The 20563-nt window shown below is 38.3% G+C and carries 30 protein-coding genes; 1 reads left to right on the forward strand and 29 read right to left on the reverse strand.

Annotation, left to right across the window (positions count from 1 at the left end; genetic code table 11):
• Positions 1–9: 9 nt before the first annotated feature.
• From comA to HT685_RS08125, 29 genes are all read right to left on the reverse strand, one after another.
• On the reverse strand, positions 10–2163 hold the full coding sequence (comA, locus tag HT685_RS08005; RefSeq protein ID WP_173224651.1) for a peptide cleavage/export ABC transporter ComA: 2154 nt from the start codon (positions 2161–2163) through the stop codon (positions 10–12).
• A gap of 301 nt (positions 2164–2464) precedes the next feature.
• Positions 2465–2653 carry a hypothetical protein gene (locus HT685_RS10185; protein ID WP_240148756.1) on the reverse strand — a complete coding sequence of 63 codons (189 nt, stop codon included), beginning with the start codon at positions 2651–2653 and terminating at the stop codon, positions 2465–2467.
• Between the two features lie 377 nt (positions 2654–3030).
• Positions 3031–3237, reverse strand: a complete 207-nt coding sequence (locus tag HT685_RS08010; protein WP_173224648.1) for a bacteriocin immunity protein — start codon at positions 3235–3237, stop codon at positions 3031–3033.
• 77 nt (positions 3238–3314) lie between these two features.
• Positions 3315–3494 carry a hypothetical protein gene (locus HT685_RS10190; protein ID WP_240148757.1) on the reverse strand — a complete coding sequence of 60 codons (180 nt, stop codon included), beginning with the start codon at positions 3492–3494 and terminating at the stop codon, positions 3315–3317.
• Between the two features lie 9 nt (positions 3495–3503).
• A complete protein-coding gene (locus HT685_RS10195; protein WP_240148758.1) occupies positions 3504–3728 on the reverse strand; it encodes a bacteriocin immunity protein in 225 nt (74 codons plus the stop codon).
• A 3-nt stretch (positions 3729–3731) separates the two neighbouring features.
• Positions 3732–3899 (reverse strand): class IIb bacteriocin, lactobin A/cerein 7B family, encoded by a 168-nt coding sequence (locus HT685_RS08015; protein WP_001047583.1) that lies wholly within the window; start codon positions 3897–3899, stop codon positions 3732–3734.
• Between the two features lie 8 nt (positions 3900–3907).
• Positions 3908–4108 (reverse strand): hypothetical protein, encoded by a 201-nt coding sequence (locus HT685_RS08020; RefSeq protein ID WP_000478865.1) that lies wholly within the window; start codon positions 4106–4108, stop codon positions 3908–3910.
• A 27-nt stretch (positions 4109–4135) separates the two neighbouring features.
• Complete coding sequence (locus HT685_RS08025) at positions 4136–4330, reverse strand: class IIb bacteriocin, lactobin A/cerein 7B family (protein WP_000180815.1); 195 nt, start codon at positions 4328–4330, stop codon at positions 4136–4138.
• A 34-nt stretch (positions 4331–4364) separates the two neighbouring features.
• Positions 4365–4520 carry a hypothetical protein gene (locus HT685_RS08030; RefSeq protein ID WP_001004584.1) on the reverse strand — a complete coding sequence of 52 codons (156 nt, stop codon included), beginning with the start codon at positions 4518–4520 and terminating at the stop codon, positions 4365–4367.
• 11 nt (positions 4521–4531) lie between these two features.
• Positions 4532–4660, reverse strand: coding sequence for a smi_0059.1 family bacteriocin-like peptide (locus HT685_RS08035; protein ID WP_000658224.1), 129 nt, complete (start codon positions 4658–4660; stop codon positions 4532–4534).
• A gap of 614 nt (positions 4661–5274) precedes the next feature.
• Entirely contained in the window at positions 5275–6321 is a 1047-nt protein-coding gene (locus HT685_RS08040; protein WP_173224645.1) for a DUF6287 domain-containing protein, read from the reverse strand.
• 29 nt (positions 6322–6350) lie between these two features.
• On the reverse strand, positions 6351–7769 hold the full coding sequence (locus HT685_RS08045; protein ID WP_173224642.1) for an N-acetylmuramoyl-L-alanine amidase family protein: 1419 nt from the start codon (positions 7767–7769) through the stop codon (positions 6351–6353).
• 46 nt (positions 7770–7815) lie between these two features.
• A complete protein-coding gene (locus HT685_RS08050) occupies positions 7816–9051 on the reverse strand; it encodes a CAP domain-containing protein (protein WP_173224639.1) in 1236 nt (411 codons plus the stop codon).
• A gap of 198 nt (positions 9052–9249) precedes the next feature.
• Entirely contained in the window at positions 9250–9837 is a 588-nt protein-coding gene (locus HT685_RS08055) for a recombinase family protein (protein ID WP_173251707.1), read from the reverse strand.
• Between the two features lie 607 nt (positions 9838–10444).
• Entirely contained in the window at positions 10445–10570 is a 126-nt protein-coding gene (locus HT685_RS10305) for a PncF family bacteriocin immunity protein (protein ID WP_007284823.1), read from the reverse strand.
• Positions 10571–10572: 2 nt separating this feature from the next.
• The gene (gene blpU / locus HT685_RS08060) at positions 10573–10803 is read right to left on the reverse strand and encodes a bacteriocin-like peptide BlpU (protein ID WP_049512844.1); all 231 of its coding nucleotides are present in this window, start codon (positions 10801–10803) and stop codon (positions 10573–10575) included.
• Positions 10804–10995: 192 nt separating this feature from the next.
• Entirely contained in the window at positions 10996–11196 is a 201-nt protein-coding gene (locus tag HT685_RS08065) for an SPPN_00645 family bacteriocin-like peptide (RefSeq protein ID WP_001055966.1), read from the reverse strand.
• A gap of 29 nt (positions 11197–11225) precedes the next feature.
• Positions 11226–11417: a hypothetical protein gene (locus HT685_RS08070; RefSeq protein ID WP_000439598.1), complete on the reverse strand. Its 192-nt coding sequence runs from the start codon at positions 11415–11417 to the stop codon at positions 11226–11228.
• Between the two features lie 19 nt (positions 11418–11436).
• Positions 11437–11619, reverse strand: a complete 183-nt coding sequence (locus HT685_RS08075) for a class IIb bacteriocin, lactobin A/cerein 7B family (protein WP_000435077.1) — start codon at positions 11617–11619, stop codon at positions 11437–11439.
• Positions 11620–11729: 110 nt separating this feature from the next.
• Complete coding sequence (locus tag HT685_RS08080) at positions 11730–11870, reverse strand: hypothetical protein (protein ID WP_001004581.1); 141 nt, start codon at positions 11868–11870, stop codon at positions 11730–11732.
• Positions 11871–11881: 11 nt separating this feature from the next.
• A complete protein-coding gene (locus HT685_RS08085) occupies positions 11882–12010 on the reverse strand; it encodes a smi_0059.1 family bacteriocin-like peptide (protein ID WP_000658221.1) in 129 nt (42 codons plus the stop codon).
• Between the two features lie 243 nt (positions 12011–12253).
• Positions 12254–12985, reverse strand: a complete 732-nt coding sequence (locus HT685_RS08090) for a response regulator transcription factor (RefSeq protein WP_173224636.1) — start codon at positions 12983–12985, stop codon at positions 12254–12256.
• On the reverse strand, positions 12982–13914 hold the full coding sequence (locus HT685_RS08095; protein WP_240148759.1) for a GHKL domain-containing protein: 933 nt from the start codon (positions 13912–13914) through the stop codon (positions 12982–12984). Before HT685_RS08095 ends, HT685_RS08090 begins: the two co-directional genes overlap by 4 nt.
• Positions 13915–14361: 447 nt before the next feature.
• On the reverse strand, positions 14362–14508 hold the full coding sequence (locus HT685_RS08100) for a smi_0057.1 family bacteriocin-like peptide (RefSeq protein ID WP_000425304.1): 147 nt from the start codon (positions 14506–14508) through the stop codon (positions 14362–14364).
• A 152-nt stretch (positions 14509–14660) separates the two neighbouring features.
• On the reverse strand, positions 14661–15830 hold the full coding sequence (locus tag HT685_RS08105; protein WP_173224631.1) for an N-acetylmuramoyl-L-alanine amidase family protein: 1170 nt from the start codon (positions 15828–15830) through the stop codon (positions 14661–14663).
• 333 nt (positions 15831–16163) lie between these two features.
• The gene (locus HT685_RS08110) at positions 16164–16397 is read right to left on the reverse strand and encodes an acyl carrier protein (RefSeq protein WP_000136446.1); all 234 of its coding nucleotides are present in this window, start codon (positions 16395–16397) and stop codon (positions 16164–16166) included.
• 5 nt (positions 16398–16402) lie between these two features.
• Positions 16403–17395, reverse strand: a complete 993-nt coding sequence (plsX, locus tag HT685_RS08115) for a phosphate acyltransferase PlsX (RefSeq protein ID WP_050072407.1) — start codon at positions 17393–17395, stop codon at positions 16403–16405.
• Positions 17392–18162 carry a DNA repair protein RecO gene (recO, locus tag HT685_RS08120; RefSeq protein ID WP_173224628.1) on the reverse strand — a complete coding sequence of 257 codons (771 nt, stop codon included), beginning with the start codon at positions 18160–18162 and terminating at the stop codon, positions 17392–17394. The genes plsX and recO overlap by 4 nt, the downstream gene beginning before the upstream one ends.
• A complete protein-coding gene (locus HT685_RS08125) occupies positions 18159–19328 on the reverse strand; it encodes a pyridoxal phosphate-dependent aminotransferase (RefSeq protein WP_173224625.1) in 1170 nt (389 codons plus the stop codon). Before HT685_RS08125 ends, recO begins: the two co-directional genes overlap by 4 nt.
• 148 nt (positions 19329–19476) lie before the next feature.
• On the opposite strand from HT685_RS08125, the gene HT685_RS08130 reads away from it, so the two are divergent.
• Complete coding sequence (locus HT685_RS08130) at positions 19477–20487, forward strand: YeiH family protein (RefSeq protein ID WP_173224622.1); 1011 nt, start codon at positions 19477–19479, stop codon at positions 20485–20487.
• Positions 20488–20563 lie beyond the last annotated feature (76 nt).

Consider the following 20563-nt stretch of genomic DNA (forward strand, 5'->3'; position numbering starts at 1 on the left):
CTCCTCTTTCTAGCTATTCACCAAATGGGCGTAAAATCCACCCTGTGCAAGCAAATCAGCATGATTTCCTTCTTCAACAATCTTGCCCTGATCCAAGACAACAACCTTCTCTGTCCGCTCAGCAATGGTCAAGCGGTGAGCGATGAAAATCAAGGTCTTATCTAAAGCCATGAGATTATCCACAATCCGCTTCTCTGTCAAAATATCCAAACTGCTAGTTGCCTCATCCAATATCAGAACAGGCGCATCTGTCAAGAGAGCACGCGCCAGAGCGATTCTCTGACGTTGACCACCTGAAATCCCTGCCCCATCCGAAGTCAACTCTGTCTGGTAATTCAGTGGCATCCGCTCAATGTCCTCCCGAATCTCTGACAATTCGACCGCCCGTAAGATATCCTCCTGAGTCGTCCCTTCCTTGGCTCCCAAAAGAAGATTCTCCAAAATCGTTCCGTTAAAGACATAAGGCTGTTGAGGCAGATAGTTGATATACTGACGCAGAGCCTTTTTATCAATCTGATTGAGATTGACACCACCCAGACTAATCTCTCCCTGACTAGGGTCGTAAAAATTAACCATCATCTTGGCCAAAGTCGTCTTACCTGACCCCGAAATCCCCACAAAAGCCACCTTAGAGCCTTGGGGAATGGTCAAATTGATATCCGACAAGACATCTCGACCATAGCCATACTTGTAGGAAACCTGCTTGAAGGTCATATCTCCCTTCATCAAGCTCAAATCCTCAACTGTTTTCTTCTCCTCAAACTCAGAAGCTACCAGATAAACCTCATTCAGACGGTTATTGGCAACCTGCGCTGTCTGAAGCTTAGTTTGCAGGTTGATGATATTTTCCAAAGGATTGGTAAAGTAAACCAGCAAGGTATTATAGGTAATCAACTGCCCCAAACTCATCTTGCCATCCATGACCAGAACAGCTCCCATCCAGAGAATGCCGACATTGAGCAAGAGATGGGCAACTTTTTTCAGAGCCTTTTGCTGACTCTCTGCTCGACTATAGGTAAAGGATTTTTTCAGATAATCCACAAATTCCTTGTCAATTTTTTGGTAGCGTGAACTTTCACTGGTCAAAGACTTGATAGTCTCAATACCATTGATGTCCTCAATGATAGAAGAAGACAGAACCGCATTGGCTTCCATGGTATCCCGATTCATCTTTTCAAACGGCTTCATAAAAGCAAAGATAATCACTGTGTAGATAGGCAGCGCCAATAAGGTCATGAAAAAGAGATTGGTATTTTGTGAAAATAAAACAAGGGAAATAATGACAACCGTTGACACATCTAGGAAAATCGAAAGGATGGTCGAAGCCAGCGCATCAATAATACTATTGGCATCTGTAAAACGAGACACGATTTCCCCTGTTCTGCGTGTCGCAAAGAAGGACATGGGCAAGTGAAAAACATGCTTGATATAGGACAAAATCACATCAATCGACAAGCGTTGCCCCAAAACAAGTAAGAGATACTCCTGAGCGTAAGACAAAATCTGCTGGAGAATATAGACGATAACCAGCCCAATAGAAATAATCCCAAGCGTCGAACGCATCTGATCTGGCACATAGGTATCAATGATAGACTGCAGATAATAAGAACCCACAATGTTAATCAAGGTTACCAAGAGTGTTGCCAAAACGATATTGGCAATCAAGCCACGCTGCTTCACTAATATAGGGATAAAAGAGAGCAGACCATTCTTTTGATCCTTATGAGGCTTGTAGTCTGGACTAGGTGCCATAAAAAGAGTCACTCCTGTCCATTCTTCCGCAAAACGCTCACGTGGCAGTTTGGTCAATTTCACCCCAGGATCTGGATCGGCAATATGAATGCTATCCTTATCCTGCCCAGTCACCACATAGTAGTGGAGCAATTTTCCTTCCTTAAGCACATGGGCAACAAAAGGAAAAGTCAAATCTGGCAAGTCAAAGAGCGTCATATCCGCCTTGATAGCTCGTGTCTCAAAGCCAATCTCCTCTGCCACCTTGACCAAGCCCAAAGCCGTCGTCCCATCCATAGTCGTCTTAGCCAATTCTCGCAAGTGAGCCAAAGAATAATAACTACCATAGTAGCCAAAAACCATGGCTAATGAAGCTACACCGCAGTCCATCTGATCCACCTGCGGACGATAGTGACGTTTCCCAAATTTCATATTCATCTCCTTTTTCCTATTACTCAATGAAAATCAAAGAGCAAACTAGCCGCAGGCTGCTCAAAACACTGTTTTGATGTTGTAGATAAGACTGACGAAGTCAGTCACATATATACTGCAAAGCGACGTTGACGTGGTTTGAATTTGATTTTCGAAGAGTATAAACTCATCTGATAATACCTATCTTACCCCAATTCCCAAACAAAAACTGCACTTCCTCCCCAAATGCGCCTATCTACCTCCCAAATGCACTTTTCGGATAAAAAATAGGCAGAACAAACGTCCTACCTAAAATATATATTTATTTCTTTTTCTTCCTAATTCTTTTGTCAATCATATATAAAACGATAATCGAAAACAGCGGTGGTACAATATAACTATTTTCACTCATTGTCAGCTGAAATCCCAGAGTTGCTAGTATCTTAAAGATGAAAATATTCATTAAAAATAGAAAAACAAATACTAAAAAATATTTTAAAATCTTATTCATTTTTTTCTTCCACTTTCCCAATTTCTATACCTATTTTATCATATTTTATCAAAAAATAAACACCTCAACTACACTTTTGGCAAAAAAATAGGCAGAACAAACGTCCTACCTACTAAAAATATGGTATGAAAGGAAATTGATTTTTTACTGACACCCTAGGCAAGCTTGGAACAAATAAATCATTGATAGTAACATTTGTGACATCCTATTTATTACTACAATTGCCAATGTCCCTGCTATTTCTAAACCACCTCTGGTATGATCTATTCCTAGTCAAAATAAATAACACCGTTCTAAATTACGATTCATAGTTACTCCTTTTTTTGATTCGTTACTATAAGACACCTATTCCCTATAGAACGTCTACTACTTCAAATTTATCTATTCTTTTTTTCTTTACTTCTACATAAAAGAATGAATACCATCACAAATAATGCAATCGTTGGTATATTGAAACTATCAAGCCAAGTAGGTAAAGATACTTTATTCATATCAGCTACTAATCTGATGATTATATAAGATATTGAACTAAGTAATACCATAATTTCAGGCCAAACTTTCAGTATTGATTTAACAAATTTCATATTAAACTCCAATGTGATGCATTCTTAGATTCTAGCCTAGTCATTTTAGTGCAGATTAACAAGTCATTCTTAACTGCTCACTCTACTCGCTTTTTATTGGCCTTATATCCTAGATAAAAGAGCCCAAATAAAACGGGGTAAATTTCTGGATAAAATAGGGTATTGATTGGATTTCTCAATATCAAATACGTTGCGATGTAGATTATGAGCGATACGGTAAAATAACCCTCAGCAAAGCCTAATAAAAATGTTTTCATAATAGACTCCTATTTGTCTGACAAGAATATTTGATTATTTTTTGACAAATCTTTGCGAAAAATACCAAAATATGCTGAGAAAAGCAAACCAACCAAAGTCCATTGCCAATTAAAGGATACTAACGAACCTGTACGAATCACATGAAGCGCGACATTAAGAGTTATTCCCAACAAAGGACATATCGTGGCTAGTTTAGGTAACAATGTATTGAGATTAAGGTTGCGATTATTCATTATCTAACGCCCACGACGAGCCAAATCTGAACCAAATTTGTAACCAGCATTAAAAATTTGTACAGCAGCATTCAGTACTCCTGCAATCCCAACTGCTTCCGCAAGACCAAAACCACCTTTTGTTCCCACTAATTCATCGTCAGATAATTGATAAAATTGTTCTAAGTTCATATTCGTCATTACTCCTTTGTATTATATTTTATTGCTATGTAAATGATTAAAATGAGTATTGGATAAGTAAATACTTCTGAAATATCCATAAAATTTATACTATACTGTCCAGATAATATTTTATAATCAATTAAAATTTGAACGATAGTAAAAATAATACGTAGCGATAACAATACCCCTAATAATATCACTTCTTTTTTTAAAAACATAGAAATGCCTCTCTGACTACAATCAGATTATGGTCTATTCGCATAATACCCCAAAGCTGCTCCTCCAGCAAAAAGCGCTGCTGCTCCACCTGCTACTGCTGCACCTATCTTCCAGATAGACACTCCGGCGATTACAAGAGGCAATGCTCCCCCATCCACATCCATCAACTCTTCTTCTGTAAGAGCTACAAAGTTCTGTTCCATTTTGTCAAAATTTGTCATCTTTTTTCTCCTCTTGTTCTATTTTTTCTAAATCTTATCTTCTAAAAAATGGGGTTCCAATAAATATACCGCGTAACAATAGACCTGTAATTAGACCCCGTTGATAACTTTCCTTGCTACCACCCACCAGCAAGGCTAAGTCGCTTTCCTTTAATACTTCAATAGTATACTTATCATTCATTTCATTCATCTCTTATCCTCCTAAAAACCAAAACCTCTACGAAATCCAATGTACCAATCTGCAAGGGTCTTCACCCAACTTTCTCCACCTTGAATATCGGTCAATTCTTCCGAAGTTAGCTCAACAAATCCATAGTAATGTTCTTTCATTATTTTATTCCTTTCTTTTTTCCTCTTACTTATCTATTCGAAAAACAATTCGAAAATAAACAACTAAATCAAATTTTATTTGAAAAATAATTTAGTAAACCACGGATAAAAAATTGGTAGATACATAAACCAGACTCCTTTCTTTTTCCTCTTACTTATCTATTCGAAAAAATTTCGAAAATGTACAACTAATTAAATTTATTTGAAAAATAATTTAGTAAACCACGGATACAAGATTGGTAGATACATGAATTAGACTCCTTTCTTTTTCCTCTTACTTATCTATTCGAAAAAAATTTCGAAAATGTACAACTAAATTAAATTTATTTGAAAAATAATTTAGTAAACCATGGATAGAAAATTGGTAGATACATGAAGCAAACTCCTTTCCTTTTCCTCTTACTTATCTATTCGAAAAAAATTTCGAAAATGTACAACTAAATTAAATTTATTTAAAAAATAACTCAGTGAACCATGGGTAGAACATTGATATAAACATGAACTAGGCTCCTTTCCTTTTCCTCTTACTTATCTATTCGAAAAAAAGTCAAAAAAATAAGAATATCAGAAAATTTTCCGACATTCTTATTGATAAATTTGTAAGTCTATTAAAACTATTCTACCTTGTAAAAAAATCCCTCGGTACTACCATTGATAAGTTGGTGTCCAAACCATAAGCGGTCTTGTGTAATATCAGACGAGTCAGTATAGCCATTATCTGAAGAAGAGGTGACAGACATGGTTATAGGGATTCCTGCTGGTAAAAAGGCAATAGCTGCACCAGCACCTCCATCTTTAGAAACAGAACTTGCCTTGAGATAGTGGTCAATTTCCTTAGCATGTTCAATTGAAATCTTGGAATGATCACTTACTAAACCATTTTTGTCAAAGGTGAATTCAATACCTGTACGATTCCTCCAAGTGCCTGCGACACTAGAAAAATCTCCATTTTGAATTGCAGAAATATCCATCCCTTTACTTTCTGACGGAAGGCTTGTTTCTCCATTTATGAGACTTGTCACAGATTTCCAAGAGAAAGATCTTATGTCAAGGGAAGGTGGTTTTGTCCCCAGTCCCTCTTCTGTATCTGATTCAATGACTAGTTCTAACCGTGTTCCATCCTGATTCAACTTGTATAGTTTAAGTTGGATTTGATTAGTAGATACTCGGGTAGATAATTGAAAATAACCATTTTCTAAAGGATTAAAATGTACTCGCTCTCCAATAAAGTCCAGATTGTTTTCTGCATTGGTCAGTCGAATAACTTCACCATTTTTAAGAGTTCGAATATCTAATAAATCGTAATAGTTAGAATCCATTTTTAGGGCAATCAAAAGTTCGTCCGTACCGTCTTGGTCTAAATCATACAAGCTATACTGTAATCCAGAATATTCTTTAGGATAAGTGTTTTTTAAGTTTGCTTTTGAATTGATCTCTGTATGTGAAGTTGACGAACCATCTAATACTTTGGCATATTCTTTAAGAACAGGATTATATAGGGTGTAATCAGGTTTCTTCTCTTCCGATGTAGAAGAAGTTGAACTAGTACTTGAAGCAATTGCTTCAGAACTTGTTGCAGAAGTGTTTTCACTCTGATGTTGGCAAGCCGTTAAAATAGAGATAGCTAATATACTAATACTGAATAGAAATAATTTTTTCATATGTTTAATCTTACAATTTGAAATTGTTTTTATACCCACTCACCGTTGTAATTGACACGATAACCGTCAGGTGTAGTTGTATTGATTGCGAGTGCACCAGAGCTATAGGCATAGTACCATTTGCCAGATACTTTCATCCAGCCTGTTTTCATAGCTCCTGAATCTTGAAGGTAGTACCAGCTACCGTTATCTTTGACCCAACCTGTCTTCATCGCACCTGAGCCGTCGAGATAGTACCACGTGCCGTTGTCTTTTACCCAGCCAGTTTGCATCCAACCAGAGTTATCAAAACGATACCAAACACCATTGATTTTTTCCCAGTCATTAGTTGTATAAGTGCCATCTTCGTGTTTATACCACCAGCGACCATTCGAATACATCCAAGTAGATTTAGACTGATGGGTCGTCATGGTTGTATCCGTGTTAGAATAGTTTCCAGATGACGAACTTGTAGAAGTTGACGAGCTAGATGAATTCGAACCTGATTGAGTAGTCGTGTTAATATTTGAATTTCTCGAAGGATTTCCGATAGTCACCTCTTTTCTAACTTTAAAGACACGTTTTCTTGTATCAGTTAAGTGATCATAAGGTGAACCAGCTTCCCCAGACATCTCCAAGATATATGTTCCAGCAGAAAACTGTTTTGAAACAAAAATATCACCTTTAAATTTATTGCTATAAATTAAGGGGAGTAGAAATTGGTCACTAACGTCTTTCGTTAAACCACTAAAAATTACCGCATTATGACTTTGATATACAACTTTTCCACTATCCTTATCAATTAAAGTAATATTTCCTTTGGCGGCTTTATCTCCCCCGTGTTGTAGTGGCTCTGAAATTTTTCCTTCGAAGCTAAGTCCAAAATAATCAATTTCAACCTTTGTAATTGTTGCTTCTATTTGTTTTTCAGTACTCGTATTCGAGATAGTATTTGCTTGATTATTTGATAAGACTTCTAGTTTGGTTACATAAGTGTAAAAAGGACCACCTTTTCCCAGATTTTCTCTGACATCAGCAGTTAACTTATAGCGAGTACCATTTAGCTCAAACTTCATGGTATAGATACCATAGTCTGTTGCTTTAAAGACAATTGTTTTACCGTTGAATGTGGCGATACCATTGGATTCAAAACTTGCAAATTGCTTAGAAAATTCTTGTCTATAAGCATTATCTACCCAATCAACCGTTACAAAATTGGTTTTGAAAGAAGATAAAGCATCTGTTAATTTTTCTTTACCTTTTGCTTCTCTTTTCTCTACAAGCGTCACATCTGTTGCGACTAAATCTGTATCACGATAGCCAGGAGCAGGTTCTTCAACATAAGCATTAGCTGCGGGAGACCAGAACTTGATCATCGGGACGCCACTTGTGGCATTGACACTTGAAATTGTAGCTCCTGTTGCTAGGAGTGATAAAACTGCTGTAGTCGTTAAAACGATTTTTTTCATAATTTTTGTATTCCTTTTCTTTTTATCTATTTTTTATAATCTTATCCTAGACCCACTCACCGTTGTAATTGACACGGTAGCCATCAGGGGTCGTCGTATTGATTGCGAGTGCACCAGAGCTATAGGCATAGTACCATTTACCAGATACCTTCATCCAGCCTGTTTTCATAGCCCCTGAGCTATCAAGATAATACCAGCTACCATTATCTTTGAACCAACCAGTCTTCATAGCACCTGAACCGTCGAGATAGTACCACGTGCCGTTGTCTTTTATCCAGCCTGTTTGCATCCAACCTGAACTATCGAAGTGATACCAGATATTATCTAATTTTGCCCACTGATTGTAAGGGTAAGACCCATCAAGTTGCATAAACCACCAACGAGAGCCCGATTGTCGCCAAAAACCCATACCCCTACCAATATCTTGCATTTGAAAAAAGAAACCTGGTTTATTAGTCCCGTTAGACTTACCTTGTTTTGTTTTCTTACTGGTATGAGTTCCGATAGCCTTCAAATCTTTGTCAAAAAGATTCGCCTTAGTCGCAAATGTTTGAATCTGAGAAGAATTTGCTTCTGTATATTGAATGGCCTTTCCATAACCACCAGCTAATTCTTCAGAGCCACCAGATGCTGTTCCGAAACTTTGTGCAACGGTAATCCATCCATTTTGAGTGACAGGGTTTTCAAAGGCTGCCAAACCCATATAGGTCAATTCTGAATTGATTAAGGATTCGTAGTGTCCAGTTTGACCAGATACACTTGCCCCACTACGAGATTTGACGTAATCTGCTTTTTCGTCATACCATTGATCAATAGCTGTCATAAATCCATCATAGTTCCAAGCTAAGTTTTCGGCTAGTGAAAAATTCCCTGAAGGCCAGGCACTCCAAATATCTTTATTAGATAAACGTTTATGATGCCTAGTTACAGAAGCTTCTACTGCCCGAACGAAGGCTGTTTTTTCTAGTTCAGTTGACCATTTGATCGGAACATAGCTAGTAACTAGACCTTCATCTGCTGCCTCTTTTCGAATAGCATTGATACGATCTAAGATAGCCTGTTTATCTGGCGTTAAGAAAGTCCCTTCAATCCCAACTAGAGTAGTACCAGAAGAAGTACTAGTGACCTCAGAGTTTAAGATATTGTAGGATTGACCATTGATTGCTTGAGTGGAAACCAGCCTATCATTAGCAGCTACTGATTGTGATGTAACAATTCCTACCCCAAGAAGTGATAGAGCTGAAATCGTTGCAAGTGTGAACTTTTTAGCTTTGGTATCCATTTCGTGTCCCCCTATTTTTATTTATTGTAAAGTAATCAGTTTGTCCTAAAATCTAGACTTTTTTGGACAAACTTGATAAAATGAAAGTGTAATAATAATTGGTCAAAATGCTGGATTTTAGAACCTTTTTTCTAACGAAAACGCTTCTAAAATAGACTGTATTTTCTGTCCAAAAAATCCTAGGTTTTTTGACAAGAACTATGAATTCTTTATCCAATTATGAAAGGTGCTTTTTGATACTCCTAAGATGTCTGCACCTTCTCGTAAGGTTATTTCTTTTTTCTTATATTGAGCTATCACATCAGGGAGATTATTCGGGACAATCAATTTTGGTCTACCGAATTTCTTCCCTTTTTTCTGTGCTTCCCGTATTCCTTCCCTTTGTCTTTGTTTGATTTGTTCTCTTTCAAACTGTGCCACATAAGATAGGACTTGTAAAACGATATCGGAGATTAGTTTTCCTGTGATATTATCATTGCTATTCTTTGTATTTAATAAGGGGAAATCTAAAACAGTTATATTTACTTTCTTTTTCTTAGTAATTGCTTGCCATTGTTCTAAAATTTCATCATAGTTTCTTCCCAACCTATCAATTGATTTAATAACCAATTCATCATTCTCTTTCAAGGTAGTTAATAATTTTTGATATTCCATTCTGTCAAAATCTTTTCCTGAAACGTAATCAATAAAAATATTTTCTTTTGATAATTTGTTTTCTACTAAGGCTGAAAATTGCCTATCAATATTTTGTTCTTTTGTAGATACTCGAACATAACCGTAACTCATAAAAACTCTCCTTTTTACACTTATTGTAAAATATAAAAGAGGGCAAAATGCCCTCAAGGAGTAGTGTATTCAATTTCTAGCAATTATATATTAGTTCAAACTACTTCATCAAGACTTAAAAGTATGTAAAAAATCACAAACTAAGACCTTCTTCATTCCTTTTCTTCAACTTTCCTAATTTCTATACCTATTTTTTATCAAAAATACATGTAAAACTCCAAATGATGCAAATAGACACTTCAACTGCACTTTTTAGCAAAAAATAGGCAGAACAAACGTCCTACCTACTAAAAATATGCTATTTTGAAAGGAAATTGATTTTTTACTGACACCCTAGGCAAGCTTGGGACAAATAAATCATTGATAGCAACATTTACGACATCCTATTTAAAGTTACTTCAATTTCTAATGTCCCCGCTATTTATAAGCCACCTCTGGTATGATCTATTCATAGTCAGAATAGATAACACCGTTCTAAATTACGATTCATAGTTACTCCTTTTTTGATTCGCTACTGCAAGATTCCTATTTACCTGATAAGAGGAGAGATGGTCCTCTTTACATGTGCAAGATAATTTTGAATCAGATTCATCATTTATCGTTTTGATTATTTTTTGACAAATTTTTCTGTTTTCTTCTCCGAAGACTTTAAAAATTTTTTTCTAATTAAATCATCCATATAGGGACCAAATATACCAACTACTAAACCAATAATAAAACTTTTAAAATCCATAATTACCACCAACATGTCGCTGCATATGCCACACCTCCAAGTATAGCTCCTCCCGCAGCACCAGTTGCTGCACCTTGCCATGTTCCTGTTTTAATTCCTAGCTGAAGACCTCGTGCTGCTCCTCCTCCAACACCTGCTTTGGCAAAATCTCCCCAATTGCATCCGCCACCTTCAAGGCAAGCGAGCATCTCAGTATCCATAATTTCAAATTGTGACATCGTTTTTGTATTCATAACGAATGCCTCCTTTTTTATTTTAATGCTTGTCTTGTTGCAAACTTGACAAGTTTGGTATAGCAGTGTTTATTAAATTGTTTCATCCAAATCTTGAATTACTGAAATAATCATTCCCTGTATTCCTCTTATTTATCTATTCGAAAACGAATTCAAAAATATAATATATGATATTCATTTTAATAAACTATATTAATAAAATGCATTGTAAACATTTCGCCCAAATGATCTACCAGCATTATAGATACCACCGAAAAATCTTCCCGTACTATCAATCACTTTGTGGACATCGATGTTAATATTACCTCTCCATGACACTCGACCACCCTCTACTGTTGCCAAATCTTTTTCTGTAAGACTTGTAAATTTTTCTTCAATTTTTATCATATTCATTATGTCTGTTCCTCTTTATCTATAATTTTTTATTGAAACAAATAATTGTAAATTGTTTCGCCAAACTTCTGCCCCGCCCAATAAACCGGTCCTAAAAGTAATGTCCCTAAAGCATAAATCCCAACTACTCCAACTATGAAAATGAATACTTTCACAGGAATTGACTGCAAACTGTAAAAATTCTCTACCCTAGTAATCCAACTTTCTATTATGCGTTCCATCAGCGCTCTTCCTTCCCTGTTAACGTCCACGACGCTTAGCATGTGCTCCTGAAGCACCATCTACCGCACCCAATAAAAATGTTCCTGCAATTGCGACTCCTCCAACTACTACCAGACCAAATAGCAAGCCTCCTTCTACATCGGCCAATTCCTCATGACTCATTACATGAAAATTATTTTCCATATTTTTAATTTGTTCCATCTTATTCTCCTTTTTTGATTCTTAACAATTGAAAAAGGTAGTTATTTGTATTTCCTTTTTCATATATTCTGTTCATTGTTGTAGGTAAGCTTCACTCTCTAAATATTATCTTAGAATCCAAATAATGCACGACGTAAAATGAACCCCACCATTAAACCATGTTGGTAACTTGCCTCACTACCACCCACCAGCAAGGCTAAGTCGCTTTCCTTTAATACTTCAATAGTATACTTATCATTCATTTCATTCATCTCTTATCCTCCTAAAAACCAAAACCTCTACGAAATCCAATGTACCAATCTACAAGGGTCTTCGTCCAATTTTCTCCACCTTGAATATCGGTCAATTCTTCCGAAGTTAGCTCAACAAATCCGTAATAATGTTCTTTCATTATTTTATTCCTTTCTTTTTCTTCTCACTTATCTATTCGAAAAAAATTTCGAAAACGTACAACTAAATTAAATTTTATTTAAAAAATAACTCAGTGAACCATGGGTAGAACATTGATATAAACATGAACTAGGCTCCTTTCTGTTTCCTCTTACTTATCTATTCGAAAAAAAGTTAAAAAAATAAGAATATCAGAAAATTTTCCGACATTCTTATTGATAAATTCATTCAAATCTAACAGATATTAGACATTAAGGTGTTTTTTTAGAGTTCTTCTGGCTGTTCGTGATACAGGGAAATGCAAGCCTTCTAACAAGGTCACTTCTGTGGCAGTCATCTCTTCAATGGCCTGTAAACTGACCAACGTATTGCGATTGGCATAGATAAAGTAATCTTTTTCAGCCTTGGCAGCTATATCCTTAAGACTGCCATAAATGGTCTTGATAGAATGATTGGCATAGTAGACCTTGATACGATGGGATTCCACTGAGGTTTCAAAGGCTAAAATCTCATGGTAGGGCAGAGTAAAGCCCCGTCTTCCCTCAAAACTATAGGTGAAGAGACGCATATTTTCCCTCTTGTCCACTGCCAGTACATAGTCCAGACAGCGCTCCAGCTGATGACAGTAGTCCGCCTCTGGCTGATCCTTGGAAATAAAATCCAAGGCAGATAAGTGGTAGCGAAAAGCTAGAGGTAAGGCCTCCGAGTGCGTGGACACAAAGACAATGCTTGTAAAAGGATCCCGCTCCCGAACCTGTTGAGCAACCTGAAAGCCCCGTTCACGCTCTCCATCAATCTCTAAATCCAATAAATAGAGTTGGTAATGGTCAAAATACTGAGAATACTTTTCAACATCTCCATAGCTTTTAGCAATATCAATTTCCAATCTTAAATTGCGAGAGCGACCGATATCTAGTAAAGTCTGCTCTATACGTCCCTGCTGAACTCTATCGTCTTCCAAAACTAAAATTCTCATTCCTCTCCCCCTCGTTTCTCATCCTTAAATGGCAATTCTAAATCTTGTCTAAAAGTCGTCTCTCCTAGCTGGGTATCTAAGTTCAAATCATAATGGAAAACCATATCTTCCAAGGTTGCTAAGCCCAGTCCACTGTGGTTTCCCTTGGTAGAGTAACCCTTTTGACTGAGAATGATGGGATTCAGTTCTTCTTTCTTACGAGTGTTTTCAATGATAAAACGAACACTCCTATCACTTGCCAACAAAGCAACCCGAATCTGCGGATTTTCCGCCTCACTGGCTGCTTCTAAGTCATTTGTCGTGAGGATAGAGAGGATACGGATAGCCTCCAACATCGGCAATGCCAGCTCTTCGACAATCCCCACCGTCTCCAAACTAAAATGAATTCCTTGATTATCTGCCACAATCATGGCTTTTGCCAAGGTATTGCGAATGGCTATATCTTGGATATTATGAAGATTAAAGGCCGTGTAGTCCGCCTTTCTCAGCTTTTCATTGGTCTTTAGAAAGACATCTTGATAAATAGTAGAAACCTCAGTCATATCTTGATTAGCTATGGCAGGCTCCATGCTGGCGACAATCCCTGCAAAATCATGACGGAAACCTCGAACCTCATCATAGAGATGACCCAACTTATCCACCATCCCTTGCAAGGAACGATTTTCTTCTTCCTGTCTCTGAATGGTCTGCTCATCACGATAAACCTGCTCTAAGTGTCTGATATAAAAGAGCCAGGAGAAAAAGAGAATGAAAATCAGGAGAGAAATGGTCGTGTCAAAGCGAACGTAAAAAGAACTATTTCTATTGGTCATGAACGAAGAGAATATCCTAAATCCAGTCAGAGGTAGGATAATGAAAAAGCTCTTACGATAGTGGGTTTTAAAAGTATCTGAAAAGAATAAATCCAAATCCAAAGACCAACGCTTCATAATTTTACAACATAGAAAGATTGATAATAAATCAAATATAGATATATATAAAGTAGAAAACGAATCTACGAAACAACAATGCTCACCAGATAATACACGAATCCAAATTGTCAAAAATAAATAACGAATACTTTGAAAGAAGAGAAAAAGATACAGAGAAAGAAAAAGAGATTCCCCTTTTCCCTTGTGCAATACTAATAAAAAAATACAGTAAAAGTAGATAAGAACTCCTATATGAAATAATTCTCCAAATGTTTGACGAGCAGATAAACTAATTAAAAATATAAGTATCCAATAACGTTTTTTATAAAATTCTGGGGAAATTTGAGCGCCCAAATAAATAGTAGGAACTATGGTTGAAACGACTACCAACAGTAGATATATCACAGAAAATAAGAATTCTAAAATAAGCATAAATAAATCTAATCTCTAACTAATACTGTGAATTTAAGCAACGTGTCTACCCGTACCAAATAATTTATTGCACCATTTTACAGTATCTTCAAAAATCCCTCCACCATTCACTTCCTCCAATACCTCTGGGGTTAACTCTTCAAATTGTTCCAATTCTACAAATGTATTTTTCATTTCCATGACAGACTCCTTTTCATTATTTTATAGATAACTCTATCCCCTGTTCCATCTACAAAAGGCTTTAGTTTCCTTTTAAAATACAAGAAATCTAAAGCCTCCTGAAAATGGTATATTGGTTAGAGTGTTAACGATTAGTTGTGAAGATGTTATTTTTATTTAACCACAACCACTTTATAATATTCGTTTGAGTGTGGAGATTCAATTTTAATTTTTTCACCATATAAACCATCGATTTCTTTATCCAGATAATCTGAAACTCCTGATGGCAAGCGTTTCATCTTAAGAATTTCACCAGATTGATCCGCATAGGCTAGGATGTGATAGTGGGTTGTAGCCATACCATCATCAATTAATACAAAGTAACCTGTTTTGAGCTTACCTTGCTCATTTTCTAAATAGTATAGTTTATTGTTATTGATTGTAAAGTGGGTAGCTCCAAGACGAAGTCGTGCACCTGGATTTTCTAAATAGGCATCATTACCAACTTTTTTAATCTCTGAATAGGTTGTCATTGCTGGGATATTAACCACACGATGTCCATTTTCATCAAAGTAGTAGCGATTTGGTAAGTTTTGGAAGTTCTGTACAACTGCCTTAGGATCAATTTCTTGTCCTTCTTCTTTATTATCCACTAAAGCTAAGGTAGTATTTGCAACCTCATCCCCATATTTGTTAGAAAACTTCTGGAACTCTGGTCTGATATACCAAGTGTTTTTTTCAATAATAACATCGTCACCTTTAGCATTTAGCAAATATTCTTGCCCATCTCCAAGTTTGACAATATCATGAATATTGTATCCAGCATCTTTTCTATTTGCTAGATAGCCATCCTTACCAATGACATAACTTTCCCCATCACTGGCTGGAACAGCTCTGTCTGCGACCATAGCACCTGATTTTTCAAAGTAAGCCCATTTACCATTTGCAGTCGCCCATCCTGTTGCCATAGCGCCACTGTCTTTGAGGTAATACCATGTAGATCCTTCTTTGTACCAACCTGTACGCATAGCACCACTATTTGCTAGTGAGTACCATGTATTTCCTTCCTTGTACCAGCCAGTACGCATGGCGCCACTATCTGCTAGTGAATACCAAGTATCACCGTCTTTGAGCCAGCCTGTCTGCATTTTACCAGTGCTGTCGAAGTGATACCATGAGCCAGCATTTTGTACCCATTTATCCTTAGCTAGACTGCCATCTTGAGAAAGATTCCAGTCAGCACCATTTTTAACCCAAGTATCTGCAGCCTGTGCTTGGTTGATAGATAAAAGCAGACCAGCACCTGCAAGCAAACCAAGAGTAAGTAATTTAGATTTTTTCATAGCTATTTCCTCCTTTATTGAACAGCTATAAGAGGGCTTCCCCTCTTTATTTAGCTATATTCTAATACTTTTCATTGTCAAAGTCAATAATATTGTGAAAAATTAGACAATATTACCAATATCTACGAATTGTATTTTGAGCTATACCATATTGCTATAACTCTATAAAAATCCTTTCTTTTTCTCCTTTTTGGAGATTAATTTTTTCTAACTCCATTATATCCCCTATTTGTCCTCAGATTTCTCCTGTCCCTAGAAAGACTAAATCTGTTCCTAAACGGTCATTTAAAGCAAATAAAAAATTCCAAAGCAAATGCCTTGGAACTCCTATTGCTATTTTCCTTGAATGATTTTAACCACATCTCCTACGCTCTGCAGTTGGTCAATTTCTTCGTCGCTGATTTCGATATTAAATTCATCTTCCAGCGTCAAGATAAACTCCATCAAGTCAACTGAGTCAGCATCCAAGTCGTCTTTCAGACTCAAGGATTCTGTCACGACAAAATCCTCTCCCTGTCGCTCTTGGATAATGGTTACAATACGGTCAAAAATTTCTTTTTCTGTCATCTCTTTTATTCTCCTGAAAATTCACGCGCAGTCTGGGCAACTACGTCTGTTTCTAGCATGGTACGAATCTGGCGAATCGTACTATAAACAGCCTTGGCATCGCTTGAGCCATGAGTCTTGACAACCGGTGCCTTAACACCAAACAAGACCGCTCCACCAACATCTGAATAGTTGAGCTGTTTTTTCAAACCTCTGAGGCTGTCCTTGAGAAGGAGTGCGCCTAGTTTCGCTCGGAGACCACCACCTGTAATAGCTGTCTTGAGCAAGCCCATGATTCCCATGGCTGTTCCTTCAATGGATTTGAGCACAGCGTTTCCCGTGAAACCATCTGCCACGACAACATCCGCAACGCCATTCATCAAATCACGCGCTTCCACGTTTCCGATAAAGTTCAAACTTTCATCAGCTGCTAGTAATTCGTAAGTTTCCTTACGAAGCGGGTCACCCTTGCTACTCTCTGTTCCGTTGTTAAGTAAGCCAACACGTGGTTGCGCAATTCCACGGACATTTTTAGCATAGAAGGAACCTAGAACCGCGTATTGATGGAGATGCTGGGCTGTATTTTCTGCATTAGCACCGAGGTCCAGCATGTCAAAACCTTTCCCATCAATAGTTGGCAATGTTGACATAAGCCCAGGACGATCAATATTCTTGATACGACCCACGATAAAGAATCCTGCTGCTAGTAAAGCACCTGTATTCCCAGCCGATAGGACAGCATCTGCCTCTCCATCTTTGACAGCCTTAGCCGCCAAGACCATACTGGCATTTTTCTTCTTCCGAATAGCTCTCGTAGGTTCATCGTCTGAATCAATCTTCTCATCCGTATGGATAATGCTGACGCGCTCTGTTGCTGTTAGATATTGCTTGATTTTAGCTTCATCTCCGTAGAGTTGAACCTCGATATCTGAAAAGTCAGCTAGGGCTTGATTTACACCCTCAACGATGGCTTGGGGTGCGTAATCGCCTCCCATGGCATCTACTGCGATTTTTTTCATTTGTTTTCCTCTTTTAGTAATTGTCCCCAGTCTGCTAGGGAATCAATAAATTTCTTTGATTTTAGGTGAATCCCAACGTACTCTTCGTAGAGTTGATCCATAAATTGGCGTAGCTCTTGCTTGATTTCAGGCTTGAGCGAAATGGTCTCCAAGGTCTCAAAATCAATGGCTTGAAACTGATTGAGCAGATAAGGGATATTGGGATTGAGATGGCAACGTCTCTCATCTTCATGATAATGGTCTGAACAGAGGCAGGCTCCATATTTGAAAGAAAAGTCAAAAGCCTGACCGACCCGATGGCAGAAGACACACTCATTAAAATTGAGGCCGATCCCAAATCTGGTCAAGATTTGGATTTCAAAAATATTGGTCAAAACCTGATAATCCAAACCTGCTTCCATCAACTCCAAAGTCTTTTGTAAAAAAGCAAACAAGGGAGCATCCTGCTGATTATCCTGCAAACTAGCATCTGCAAGAGCTGCCACATAGGTCGCATAAGCCATGACAAAAAGATCGCTATTAATCTTGGGAAAGGTCATCACCTCATGATAGTCCTCAATGTAACTGAGCCCATCATCATTGATTCGCAAGAGAAATCGTGCCAGCACCAAGGGCTGAATAACAGGAGCCAGTTTGGACTGGCCAGCATGTTTGACGAAAAACATCCGCTTACCAGCCTGCTCAGTAAAAATCTTGACTAGCTTGTCATCCTCACGAAAATTGCGATTGTAGAGCACCAAGCCTTGACTCGTGATAGACTGAATCATGCTTCTCTCATGTACTCCTCAAGTCGTTTCATGGCTTCTTTGATCGTCTCCATGCTGGCTGCATAAGACAGACGCACATAGCCTTCTCCGTAACGCCCAAAGGCAGCTCCAGGGATAAAGGCAACGGCCTTCTTCTGAGCAAAATCCTTGAGAAAGTCAAAGGAATCTTGATTATAGCCCGCTGGAATCTTAGCAAAGATATAGAAGGCACCGTCTGGTTTGATAATCTCAAAACCAAGAGCAGTCATTTTCTCGATGATATAGTCCCGACGCTGGATGTATTCCTTTTTCATAGGTTCCGCATCATTTTTACCAGCCGTCAAGGCTTCCACCGCAGCGTGTTGAGCCATGGTATTTGCAGCAGTAACCAAATACTGGTGACTCTTAATCAACTGGGCTGTGAAGGCCGCAGGAGCGAAAATCAGACCCAAACGCCAACCAGTCATAGCATGCGATTTCGACAAACCATTGATAATGATAGCCTGGTCTCTCAACATCGTTCCTAGAGATACATGGGCTTCCCCTGTATAGGTCAATTCTGAGTAGACCTCATCACAGACAACGAAAATCTCGTACTTGCGTAAAACATCTGCCAAGGCTTCCAACTGCTCCCGACTATAGGTAATTCCTGTCGGATTAGCTGGATAGTTGAGAATAACCGCCTTGAGCTTGTCACCTTGCTCCAAAATGGCCTTCTCCAACATTTCAGGAGTCAAGACAAACCCATTTTCAGTTGTATCAATCTCGACAACCTCTGCCCCAACTAGATTGACAATCGGTTCATAACCCGGATAAGCAGGAGCTGGCAAGAGCACCTTGTCTCCCTCTTCCAAAATAGCTGTCAAAGTAGCAGATAAGGCCTCTGTCGCCCCAATTGTAACCAAGATTTCATTTTCAGGAGCATAGTCCAGTTGGTACTTTTCCTTAACAAAGTCACTGGCTGCCTGACGTAGAGTCAGCAGGCCACTCATCCCTGTATAGTAGGATTGGTTCTGATCAATCGCTCGCTTAGCCGCCTCCTTGACATGATCTGGCGTTGTAAAATCAGGTTCCCCCAAGGTCAAACGCAAGACCCCAGGAATCTCCGAAATAGCCTGGTCAAACTGACGAATCAACGAAACTTGAATCTTATCTAACTGTTTATTAAAGCGCTTAGTTAAATCCATAGATACCTCCTACTTTCAAAACGTATCTCTATTATACTACAAAAGCCCCCCGACCGCAAAAATACATTAGAGAATAGCTTTCCACTTTCTATTTTACTTTTCCTGTTAACAGGTCTATAATGGTAACAGATTCTATTTGGAGGTTCTTATGTCATTTCTATCAAAAAATGAAGCAGGTATCTTGGCCTGCCTTCTCATTTCTATCGTATCTTGGTACTTAGGAGGATTCTTCCCTGTTATTGGCGCACCCGTGTTTGCCATTTTCATAGGCATGCTCCTACATCCCTTTCTCTCGCCCTATAAACAACTGGATGCGGGATTGACCTTTAGTTCTAAAAAATTGCTCCAGTATGCCGTTATCTTGCTTGGTTTTGGTCTCAATATCTCGCAAGTCTTCGCAGTTGGGCAATCTTCACTCCCTGTCATCCTGTCCACCATTTCAATAGCCTTGATTGTTGCCTACCTCTTCCAGCGCTTCTTTACACTGGACACAAAACTGGCTACCTTGATTGGAGTAGGTTCTTCTATCTGTGGGGGTTCTGCCATTGCGGCGACAGCGCCTGTTATCCACGCTAAGGAAAAGGAAGTAGCCCAAGCCATCTCCGTGATCTTTTTCTTCAATGTCTTGGCTGCACTCATCTTTCCAACTCTAGGTACCTGGCTTCATCTATCCAATGACGGCTTCGCCCTCTTTGCAGGAACTGCGGTCAACGATACTTCCTCTGTAACGGCTACCGCCAGCGCCTGGGACAGTCTCTACCAGACCAATACCCTCGAATCCGCAACCATTGTCAAACTCACACGTACTCTGGCTATCATCCCCATCACTCTCTTTCTCTCCTACTGGCAAAGTCGTGAACAAAAAAATAAGCAAGGATTACAACTGAAAAAAGTCTTCCCTCTTTTTATCCTTTACTTCATCCTTGCATCGCTCCTAACCACCCTTCTGACCTCTCTCGGTGTGTCTAGTAGTTTCTTTACCCCTCTCAAACAACTCTCCAAATTCCTCATTATCATGGCCATGAGTGCTATCGGACTCAAAACCAATCTGCTAGCTATGGTCAAATCCAGTGGAAAATCCATTGTTCTCGGAGCCATCTGTTGGATTGCCATCATCCTCACCAGTCTTGGTATGCAGACCCTTATCGGCATTTTCTAATACTCTTCGAAAATCTCTTCAAACCACGTCAACGTCGCCTTGCCGTATATATGTGACTGACTTCGTCAGTCTTATC

The sequence above is a fragment of the Streptococcus sp. 5004 genome, assembly GCF_013276755.1.
Taxonomy (GTDB): Bacteria; Bacillota; Bacilli; order Lactobacillales; family Streptococcaceae; genus Streptococcus.